This is a genomic window from Gammaproteobacteria bacterium, assembly GCA_003696665.1.
GTDB lineage: Bacteria > Pseudomonadota > Gammaproteobacteria > Enterobacterales.
Window position 1 is genome coordinate 1 of the sequence record RFGJ01000403.1, and the last position, 1,304, is coordinate 1,304.

Sequence of the window (1,304 nt, forward strand, 5' to 3'; positions counted from 1 at the left end):
CCACCGGCGGCAAGACCACGGAGGCGGAGATCTGCTGGAGTTGCCACGACGCCAACGGTGTCAGCGAGTGGGGCGTGAACAACAACGCCAATACCGGCAACAGCACCTACGACTACGGGTCCCTGGACACCAGCAACTGGACCATCGCCACTTGGACCAGTGCCAACTTCGCCTACAAAACCGGTGCCATCGAATCGACCCACTCGGTTAATCCCAATGTGACCCAGGCTGGTGTGGATGCCGTCGCAGACATCCGCTGTAGCTACTGCCACGATGTCCACAACCGCAACCAGGCTCCCAACGACACCGTTACCGGTAAACCCTATCTGCGCGGGACCTGGAAGGGTAACCCCTACAAAGAGGACGGGGCACCGCAATTAAATACAAACTATACGAGTTTGCAAAAATTTGGTTCGGTTCCCCGGGGAAGCACCAGTCAAACAACCATGGGCGGTTATTGGATTGACCAGAACAGTGGCAGCCCAACAACGGGTTGGACACTCGCCAACAGTGCCGGGTTGTGTACCCTTTGCCATGGAACCGATGTTGATAACATGAACAAATTTGGTACTGCCGCGAATGCTTGGGTTGGCAAAAATGGCCACAGTAACGCTGTTATCGGCGGGACCGGTCTGCACAAGCAAAATATTTTCGACCTGCGTGGGGGAACGTTGGGTAACAGCACCAACCCGGCTATGGCTTGGCAGGGGGCCAATGCTCCTGGAGATAAGGGTAATTGGGGATTCAGAGGGCAAGCAGGGAAAGCAGCTGGATTCGGACCTGCTCTAAACCCCAACAAGGAAGGAAGGAACTATCAGGGTTATGAATGGGGAGCGACGGTTGATAACAACACTGTGGATACCCAGTTCCACAAATTCAGCTGCTCCAAGTGCCATAACCCGCATGCCTCGCGCCTGCCGCGGTTGATGATTACCAACTGTCTGGATACCAAGCACAACACATGGGATGATTCCTATGGAACACCTACATCCGGGAATTTTGGAAATTTGAATAATGGCCGCCATATCTCTCAGTGGACGTCCGCCCAGAACTGCCACCGGGTTGGTGACCCCGCAGAGGGAGGTAATGGAAACGGGTGGAACCTGGTGACTCCCTGGACGACCACTGGAACCCATGACAACGGCACGATTCCGTAGAAAGGACAGACCATGAAACGCTACAGCAAACCTAAGGTGGTAGGGAGTGGCAGCGTCCATCCCTGCTGAGATGAAATAAGGAAATGAAGAAGGTGAAAGCCCGGGTCCGGTACCCGGGCTTTCTTCTTTCCAACTTCCGGGGTCAGG

1 protein-coding gene is annotated in these 1,304 nt (G+C 54.8%); it reads left to right on the forward strand.

Translation table 11 applies throughout. The annotated features are described in order from the left end of the window. The coding region (locus tag D6694_10230) for a hypothetical protein (protein ID RMH40249.1) at positions 1-1,157 on the forward strand (1,157 nt) is incomplete at its 5' end. Positions 1,158-1,304: the final 147 nt, after the last annotated feature.